Origin of the sequence: Brevundimonas sp. (assembly GCF_036405315.1) — a bacterium.
GTDB lineage: Bacteria > Pseudomonadota > Alphaproteobacteria > Caulobacterales > Caulobacteraceae > Brevundimonas.
Genome location: NZ_DASWXW010000192.1, coordinates 1 through 7,161, shown reverse-complemented (window position 1 = coordinate 7,161; position 7,161 = coordinate 1). Strand labels below are relative to the sequence as shown.

General features: G+C 70.5%; 6 protein-coding genes. 4 read left to right on the top strand and 2 right to left on the bottom strand.

Annotated features, from left to right (window positions below):
• From VGE49_RS11965 to VGE49_RS11950, 4 genes are all read left to right on the top strand, one after another.
• Nucleotides 1–315, top strand: a 315-nt coding sequence (locus VGE49_RS11965; RefSeq protein ID WP_331034770.1) for a hypothetical protein, incomplete at its 5' end; no start/stop codon positions are given.
• The gene (gene trpA / locus VGE49_RS11960; protein ID WP_331034769.1) at nt 312–1,169 is read left to right on the top strand and encodes a tryptophan synthase subunit alpha; all 858 of its coding nucleotides are present in this window, start codon (nt 312–314) and stop codon (nt 1,167–1,169) included. The genes VGE49_RS11965 and trpA, both read left to right, overlap by 4 nt.
• Before the next feature lie 10 nt (nt 1,170–1,179).
• Nucleotides 1,180–2,070 (top strand): acetyl-CoA carboxylase carboxyltransferase subunit beta, encoded by an 891-nt coding sequence (locus VGE49_RS11955; protein ID WP_331034768.1) that lies wholly within the window; start codon nt 1,180–1,182, stop codon nt 2,068–2,070.
• Between the two features lie 9 nt (nt 2,071–2,079).
• The gene (locus VGE49_RS11950; RefSeq protein WP_331034767.1) at nt 2,080–3,354 is read left to right on the top strand and encodes a bifunctional folylpolyglutamate synthase/dihydrofolate synthase; all 1,275 of its coding nucleotides are present in this window, start codon (nt 2,080–2,082) and stop codon (nt 3,352–3,354) included.
• A gap of 62 nt (nt 3,355–3,416) precedes the next feature.
• Here VGE49_RS11950 and trxA read toward each other — a convergent pair whose 3' ends face one another.
• Both trxA and addA read right to left on the bottom strand, forming a co-directional pair.
• Nucleotides 3,417–3,749, bottom strand: a complete 333-nt coding sequence (trxA, locus tag VGE49_RS11945) for a thioredoxin TrxA (protein ID WP_292036557.1) — start codon at nt 3,747–3,749, stop codon at nt 3,417–3,419.
• A 126-nt stretch (nt 3,750–3,875) separates the two neighbouring features.
• Nucleotides 3,876–7,161, bottom strand: a 3,286-nt coding sequence (gene addA / locus VGE49_RS11940) for a double-strand break repair helicase AddA (protein ID WP_331034766.1), incomplete at its 5' end; no start/stop codon positions are given.

Genomic DNA, 7,161 nt, shown 5'->3' with positions numbered 1-7,161 from the left:
CCGGACTGCGGCAACCTGCATGGGCTGAACGGTCGCGCCTTCTGCGTCACCGCCCCCCTGGCCGGCGTCGGCGCCCTGGCCGAGACCTATATCAAGCATTTCGAGGGCCAGGGCTGGCTGGTCGCGGGCGGCGACGACAACCGCGTCGTCCTGATCAAGCGCAAGGACGGCGGCGTCTGCGACGGCCTGCAGATGGTGGCCTTCTACGACACTGCAGGCCCCTCGGCGCCGGAAACGCCCGGCTATCTCGGCTTCGCCACCATTCCGGGCAATGTCTGCGCCGGCCAAGCGGCGGCGGGAGCGACGCCCCAGTGACGACCGCTCGCATCGACGCCCGTTTCGCCGCGCTGAAGGCCGAGGGCAGGGCCGGCTTCATCCCCTATGTCATGACCGGCGATCCCAGCCGCGACGAGGCGCTGGAGATCCTGCGCGGTCTGCCCGCCGCCGGCGCCGACCTGATCGAACTGGGTCTGGCCTTTTCCGACCCCATGGCCGAGGGGCCGCCGATCCAGCGCGCCGCCCTGCGCGGCCTGGCGGCGGGGATGACCCTTCGCGGCACGCTCGATCTGGTGGCCGATTTCCGGGCGGGCGACGATGCCACGCCCGTCATCCTGATGGGCTATCTGAACCCGGTCGAGAGTTATGGCTACGAGGCCTTCGCGTGCGACGCCGCGGCGGCGGGCGTGGACGGCCTGATCGTGGTCGACTGTCCGCCGGAAGAGGCCGGGCCTCTGGCCGCCGCGCTGGATGCGCAGTCGGTGTCGTTGATCCGTCTGGCCACGCCGACCTCGGACGACGACCGTCTGAAGGTCATCGCCCGGGGCACCTCGGGCTTTGTCTATTACGTTTCGGTCGCGGGCGTGACGGGCGTGAAGGAGGCGCAGGCCGCGTCCGTCGCCCCCGCCGTCGAACGGGTCCGTAAAGCTGCGAGCCTGCCGGTCGCCGTCGGCTTCGGCGTCAAGACGCCCGAGCGCGCCGCCGAGATCGCCCGCGTGGCCGATGCGGTGGTGGCTGGCTCGGTCTTCGTTGATGAAGTGGCGGCGGCCCTGGCGGCGAACGAACCCGCCGTCCCCCGCGTTCTGGCCAAGGTCAGGGCTCTGGCCGATGCGGTGAAAACCGCTCGCACTAGTGCTTCCCCAAATAGTGCTTTCCTTGGGGAAACCGTCTAAAGGCGCGCTCATGGTCGACAAAAATCCTGAGAACAAGCCGCGCGGCGGCTGGCTGTCCCGCTTCGCTCCGGGCGTGCGCAAGATCGTCAGCCGGCGCGACACGCCCGACAATCTGTGGGTCAAGGACCCGGACAGCGGCGAGATGCTGTTCCGCTCGGACCTGGAGGCGGCCCTGTGGGTCACGCCGTCCGGCCGTCACATGCGCATCAATGCGCCCACGCGCCTGAAGGCCACCTTCGACGACGGCGTGTTCGAGAGCATCGACACGCCGGACGTGCCGGAAGACCCGCTGAAGTTCTCGGACGGCAAGTCCTATCGCGACCGCCTGTCGTCGGCGCGCAAGGCGGCGGGCCGCAAGGACACGATGGCGATTGGGTTCGGCAAGATCGACGGCGTGGCCGCGGTCGTCATCGTCCAGGACTTCACCTTCATGGGCGGATCGCTGGGCATGGCGGCGGGGGAGGCCTTCGTCGCCGCCGCGCGTGAAGCCGTGAAGCGCGGCGTGCCTTTCGTCTGCTTCACCGCCGCCGGCGGCGCGCGGATGCAGGAAGGCGCCCTCAGCCTGATGCAGATGGCCCGCACCACCCTGGCGGTGCAGGAAGTGAAGGCGGCGCAGTTGCCCTACGTCGTCGTCCTGACCGATCCGACCACGGGAGGCGTGACCGCCTCCTACGCCATGCTGGGCGACGTCCACCTGGCCGAGCCGGGCGCCCTGATCGGTTTCGCCGGTCCGCGCGTGATCGAGACCACCATCCGCGAGAAACTGCCGCCGGGCTTCCAGCGCGCCGAGTATCTGCAGGGCAAGGGCATGGTCGACAAGGTCGTGGCGCGCGGCGACCTGCCGACGACCCTGGGCCAGATTCTGTCCATGCTGATGGGCGGCAAGCGCAAGGCGGCCTAAAGCCTCCGCATGGACCCGATCTCGGAACGCCTGCGCGCCCGCCATCCCCAGCGCATCGACCTGTCGCTGGACCGGATGCGCGCCCTGTGCGCCGCTCTGGGAAATCCGCAGGATCGACTGCCGCCGGTGGTCCATGTCGCCGGCACCAACGGCAAGGGCTCAAGCGTGGCCCTGATCCGGGCCATCGCCGAGGCGGCGGGCCTGCGCGTTCACGCTTACACCTCGCCGCATCTGGTGCGCTTCAACGAGCGCATCCGCCTGGCCGGGACCCTGATCAGCGACGACCAGTTGAACGCCATTCTCGACCGCATCGAGGCCGTAGCGGGCGAAGCCACCGTGTTCGAGAGCACGACCGCCGCCGCCTTCCTGGCGATGAGCGAGACCCCTGCCGACCTCGCCATCATCGAGGTCGGTCTGGGCGGTTCGCTGGACGCCACCAACGTCATCGACCGGCCCCTGCTCAGCGTCATCACCCCCGTTGATCTGGATCACGCCGAGTTCCTCGGCGACCGGCTCGAGGGCGTCGCCGCCGAGAAGGCGGGGATACTCAAGGCCGGGGCGCGGGGCGTCATCGCCCGCCAGTCCGAGACGGTCATGGCCGTGATCGAGCGGCGCGCCGCCGAGGTCCATTCGCCCCTGACCGTCATGGGCGTGGACTTCGACGCCTGGGCCGAGCGCGGCGGGCTGGTCTATCAGGATCAGGAGCGTTTCCTCGACCTGCCGGCCCCGGCGCTGAGCGGTCCGCATCAGTTCGACAACGCGGGCGTGGCCGTGGCCGCCGCCCTGGAGCTGGACCTGCCCGAAGCCGCCATCGCCGAGGGGCTGAAATCGGTGCGCTGGCCGGCCCGGATGCAGCGGCTGACCGCCGGTCCCTATGCCGAAAAGGCGCAGAAGGCCGACGCCGAGCTGTGGCTGGACGGCGGGCACAACCCCCATGCCGGGCGCGCCCTGGCGCGGTCGCTGGCCGAGCGTCAGGCGCGGGCGCCGCGCCCCACGGCCCTGATCGTCGGCATGCTGGCCAACAAGGACGCGGGCGGCTTCTTCGAGGCGCTGAAGGGTGTCGACCTGCAGGTCTTCACCGTCGCCTTCGACGGCGCCGCCGCCGACCCGGCGGCTCTGGCCGCCGTGGCGCAAGGGCGCGGCTTCGGCGCCCTGCCGGCGGGATCGGTGGATGAGGCCCTGGACCGCACCCTGGCCCTGGGCGCGGGCCGCATCGTCATCTGCGGCTCGCTCTATCTGGCGGGCGAGGTGCTGGGCGCCAGCCCCGAGACCTGGCCCGTTTAGGCGCATGAAAAAAGGCGGCGGGCCTTTCAGCGCCGCCGCCTGATCTCATCGTTTGAGGCGGATCAGTCCGCCTTGACGCCGGCCTCGGCCAGCCATTCGACGATCTTGCCCTTGGGCATGGCGCCGACCTTCATCGAGGCCAGCTGGCCGTCCTTGAACAGCATCAGGGTCGGGATGCCCTTCACGCCCATCTTGGACGGGGTCATGGGGCTGTCGTCGATGTTGACCTTGGCGATCGTCACCTTGCCCGACAGTTCGTCGGCGATCTGTTCCAGCGCCGGCCCGATCTGCTTGCAGGGGCCGCACCACTCGGCCCAGAAGTCCACCAGGACAGGGGTCGAGGACTTCAGGACGTCGGCGTCGAAGCTTTCGTCGGTGACTTTGACAGTCGCCATGAATGGTTCTCCTTTAGGGGTGCTGCCGCTCGGCCCGCGGGGCCTCGCTGCTTGAGCACCGAATGGGTAGCGCGCCGAGGATCGGTTCAGCGTTCCCGGCAGATGTGGGAGCGAATCCCGCACAAATCAACGCGCATTTGAAAGCGCCGCGTCCATCAGGCTTTGCGGCACCGCCATCAGCTTGGGTCCGTCGGTCCAGACCAGGGCCGCCTCGACCGCGCGGTCGGGATAGAGGCGACGCAGCACCGCCGTATAGACCGCCATCTGCAGCACATAGGCGGGGTCGGCGTCCTCGACCTGATCCGGGGCCGGGCGGTTGGACTTGAAGTCCACCACCAGCACCCGTTCGGGCGTGACCACCAGCCGGTCGATGCGGCCCGAGATGGAGACGCCGGACGGCAGGTCGGGCGAGGAGCCGGTCAGGGCCACCTCAGCGCGCGAGCCGGGGCCGAAGACGGGGGCGAAGCGGGCGTCGTTCAGCACGGCGAAGGCGGCGCCGATCATTTCCGCGCGCTGGTCGTCGGACAGGTCGCGTTCGCGCGCCAGCATCCGCACGGCGGCGTCGGGCCGGTCGGGCGCGGCGATGTCGGGCAGGCGTTCCAGCAGGCGGTGGATCAGGTCGCCGCGCCGGAAGCGCCCCAAACCCGCGCCGGGGCCTTCGCCGCGCGCCAGCGGGGACGGCGCGGGGATGCGCTTCTGCTCCTGCATCTGCGACGGCGAGGCGAAGCGGGCGGCGGCGTCGCGCGCGGGCGTTGCGCGGGTCCAGTCGGGGGCTTCCGGGCGGGCCTCGGTTGCGGCTGCGACGGCGGGCAGGACGTCGAGATCGACGCCGTAGCGGCGGACGTTGTTATCCAGCGTGCGGACCTCGTCGCCGAGACGGTTGAAGGTCTCCTCGATCACCGACCACCAGTCGCCGGGTTCGGGCGAGCGTTTCGAGCCGCGGCCCATGACGATGACCCGGTCGCGGGCGCGGGTCAGGGCGACGTAGAGCAGGCGCAGGGACTCGTCGCTGACGCGGGCCTCGCGCGCGTCGCGGGCGGCCTTGGACGCGGCGCAGTCCTCCTTGGACGAGCCGGGGCACATCAGCCAGGCCTCGCCGTCATCAAGCGCGACCGGCATCAGGGACGGGCCCTGCGCCTTCGCCTTCATGGTGGTGTCGGGCAGGATGACGACGGGCGCCTCCAGCCCCTTGGCGCCGTGAACGGTCATGACGCGGACCTCGCCGCGCGGCCCTTCCAGTTCGCGCTTCACCTCGACGTCGGCGGCTTCCAGCAGGGCCAGACAGGTCTCCAGATCGACCCCGCCGCGGTTCTCGGCGGCCAGCACCTGATTGAGGGTCTCGTCGATGGCCTCCTCGGCCTCGCGGCCCAGTCGGGTCAGCACGCGGGCGCGGCCCGAAACGCCCGTGTCGTCCATGCGGTTGAGCAGGGTCGAGAAGAAGGCGAAGGGATCGCCGTCGCGCGCCGCGCGGGCGCTCAGGCACAGCTCCAGCGCGCGACGCCATTCGGGGCGTTCGTCGGCGCGGCTCTTCAGTTCGCGCCACAGGCCCTGACGCTTCTCGCGTCCGGCCAGGTCATAGAGCGAGGCCTCGTCCACGTCGCAGAAGGGGCTGCGCAGCACCTCGGCCAGCGACAGGTCGTCGCCGGGGAAGAGGGCGAAGCGGGCCAGGGCCTTGAGGTCGTCAAAGACGATATGGCTGGACAGTTTCAGCCGGTCGGCCCCGGCGACGGGGACGCCCGCGCTCTTCAGGGCGCGGATGATTTCCTCGAAGGTCGCGTCGCGGCGGCGGACCAGGATGAGGAAGTCGCCATAGCCGCTGGCGCGCGGCTGGCGGGTGTTGCGATCATAGACGGTGGCGCCGGTCTCGACCTGTCGCCTTATCTCATGCGCCAGGGCGGCGGCCATGCGCTTGCGGGCGCCGGCGACGCTCTCCTGATCGACCGGATCGTCCCAGGCGTCGCGCTCGGGTGGGGCCTCGTCCATGAACAGGGGCCAGAGATCGACGCTGCCACGCTGGCCGATGCGGGCGGGCAGGTGGCGGGGAATGTCGCCCGCCTCGCCGACGAGAGCGCGGGTGCGTTCGGGATCGGCGAAGGCATGGTCGACGAAGGCGAGGACGTCCTCGGTCGAGCGATAGGAGGTCTCCAGCGGCACGCCTTCGAAGGCGGAACCGGAGGCCCGGATCAGGGCGTCGTAGACCTGGGCTTCCTGACGCAGGCGTTCCGGCCGGGCGCCCTGGAAGGAGTAGATCGACTGCTTCTCGTCGCCGACGGCGAAGACGGTGCGGTCGGTTTCTTCGCCAGAGAAGAACTCGCCGGTCAGGCCGCGCATGATGGCCCATTGCTCGGGCGCCGTGTCCTGGGCCTCGTCGATCAGGACGTGGTCGATGCCGCCGTCCAGTTTGTACAGCACCCAGGCGGCGGTCGAGCGGGCGGTCAGCAGGTCGACGGTTTTCGCCACCAGATCGGAGAAGTCCAGCGCCCCGCGCTCGGCCTTGGCCGCCTCGTAGAAGGCGGCGTGGGCCACGGCCAGGGTCAGCAGCCTGATGGTGTCGGCGGCGACCTTGGCGGCGCGCACCACGTCCAGCGTCGCCAGATACTTGGCCTGCAGATCGCTGAGCCAGCCGCCGGCGTCAGGCGGGGCTTGCTTGGTCGCCATCGACTTGCGCGGCGAGCCCGTGCCGGTGAGGAAGACGACGCCGAGGCCGTGGAAGCTCCACTCATGATCCAGGGCGTGGATCAGTTCGGCGGCGCGGTCCTTGTCGGTCTTGCCGCCGGTGGCCATCAGCTCGGCCATGCGGCGGACCTCGCCCCGGTCCAGCCAGCGGATGAAGTCGGCCTCGATCTCGTCGGGCGTCTGTTCGGGATCGGCGCCGGTCAGGGCGTGCGGGCCGGGGGCCGAGCCGTCGCCGACGCGGGCAACGTAGTCGGTCAGGTCGGCGCGCTTGGCCTCGATCATGGCCAGCAGGCTCTCGAAGCGACCCCAGTCCAGTTCGACGGCGAAATGGCTGTAGGCCTGACCGACCGGGCCGTCGGGGTCCCGCAGCGCGGCGCGGGCCAGTTCTTCGCGCGCGGCTTGGCTGAGGGCGATGGCGGCCTCGTTTTCCAGCACGGTGAAGCGCGGCGAGACGCCCGCCTCGATGGGGAAGCGGCGCAGCAGCTTTTCGCAGAAGGCATGGATGGTCTGGATCTTCAGCCCGCCGGGCGTCTCCAGCGCGCGGGCGAACAGGCGGCGCGCCTCGGACAGGCGGGCCGGGTTGAGGCTGTCAGGCTCGCTGGCGTCCAGCCGGGCCAGTTCGGCGGACAGGGCGGCGTCGTCCATGACCGCCCACTTGCCCAGGGTCTCGAACAGGCGGGCCTGCATCTCGGCGGCGGCGGCCTTGGTGTAGGTGACGCAGAGGATGGCCGAGGCC

Bases quoted from the DNA above. Each gene is read 5' to 3' on its own strand.
- VGE49_RS11955 (WP_331034768.1), top strand. From the start codon at position 1,180: ATGGTCGACAAAAATCCTGAGAACAAGCCGCGCGGCGGCTGGCTGTCC.
- VGE49_RS11950 (WP_331034767.1), top strand. From the start codon at position 2,080: ATGGACCCGATCTCGGAACGCCTGCGCGCCCGCCATCCCCAGCGCATC.
- trxA (WP_292036557.1), bottom strand. From the start codon at position 3,749: ATGGCGACTGTCAAAGTCACCGACGAAAGCTTCGACGCCGACGTCCTG.